The organism is Catenuloplanes japonicus (assembly GCF_000717135.1).
GTDB classification, from domain to species: domain Bacteria; phylum Actinomycetota; class Actinomycetes; order Mycobacteriales; family Micromonosporaceae; genus Catenuloplanes; species Catenuloplanes japonicus.
The window spans coordinates 1-1,016 of the sequence record NZ_JNXY01000083.1 but is presented as its reverse complement, the minus strand read 5'-3'; the positions used below and the strand labels follow the sequence as shown (position 1 = coordinate 1,016).

1 protein-coding gene is annotated in these 1,016 nt (G+C 66.1%); it reads right to left on the bottom strand.

Translation table 11 applies throughout. The annotated features are described in order from the left end of the window. Nucleotides 1-37 precede the first annotated feature (37 nt). Nucleotides 38-859 carry a transposase family protein gene (locus OP04_RS48070; protein ID WP_033346801.1) on the bottom strand — a complete coding sequence of 274 codons (822 nt, stop codon included), beginning with the start codon at nt 857-859 and terminating at the stop codon, nt 38-40. Between the last annotated feature and the right edge of the window lie 157 nt (nt 860-1,016).

The window sequence follows — 1,016 nt, the reverse complement described above, 5'->3', positions numbered from 1 at the left end:
TGAGGTTGTCCGAGCAATGAGTTGACTACTGACGGTGCTACGTGGTGCGTCCGTGTTCGGTGTGCAGGATGACCAGTGCGGCGGCGACGATCTTCCCGATCCGCCATGGGTCGAGGCCGATGTTGCGTAGGGCTCGGAATGTCATTTTGAGCAGGGCGTTTCCGCGTTCGCCTACCGCGCGGAGGCTGTTGTGGGCCTTGTTGAACTGCTGCTGGACCAGCAGCAGCCCGCCGTTTGTGGGTCTCTTGTACGCGACGGTGATCGTGTCGGCGAGGCCCTCGTAGCCGAGGTCGCCGAGGGTGCGCAGGTCGTCGGCGGCGTCGGTGAGGGCGGGCAGGAGTTCGGGATGGGCGCGGGCGGCGGTGGTGTCGTGTTCCCGGCCGGGGCGCACGTCGGAGGTCCAGATCGGCCAGCCGTCCGGCACGCCGACGACCTGGATGTTCCCGCCGTGGGTGTGGTGCTTTCCCGACCACCACAGATCGACGCCTGCGGTGGGTCCGGGAGCGCTGCACCGGTCGGTCTCGATCAGGGTGCCGTCGATGGTGACGTAGTCATGACCGGCCGTTTTCGCCGCGAGCAGCGCACCGTGCAGGCTCGGCGAACGGGCCGCGAGCACGTCGATGCCCTCGTGGAGGTAGTCGTAGCCGGTCGAGATGCTGATCGCGTTGTCCCGGGCCAGCTGACGCATCCGGGTGCTGTTACAGAACCACCGCAACACCAGGATCGCCTGATCACGGCAGGTCAACGCCCTGGTACCGGCCCGGGTGCCCCGGCAGGCACGTTCAATGTCCAGCAGGCCGGCCAGGAACGTCACGGTCTCCTCGCGCAGCGGGAGTACCGCTGTGTATGACACACTCATCGTCGGCGCAGGATCCTTTGAAAGTGCTGCTGTGAGAGGCCACCTTCATACCGGGATCCTGCGTCTTCTCGTTGCAGCGCAACACCTTCGGCGTGTCGCGTGTGGACTCCGACCGCCGGTCACTCAGAGTCGGCGACTCGTTGCGCGGAATGGCTCA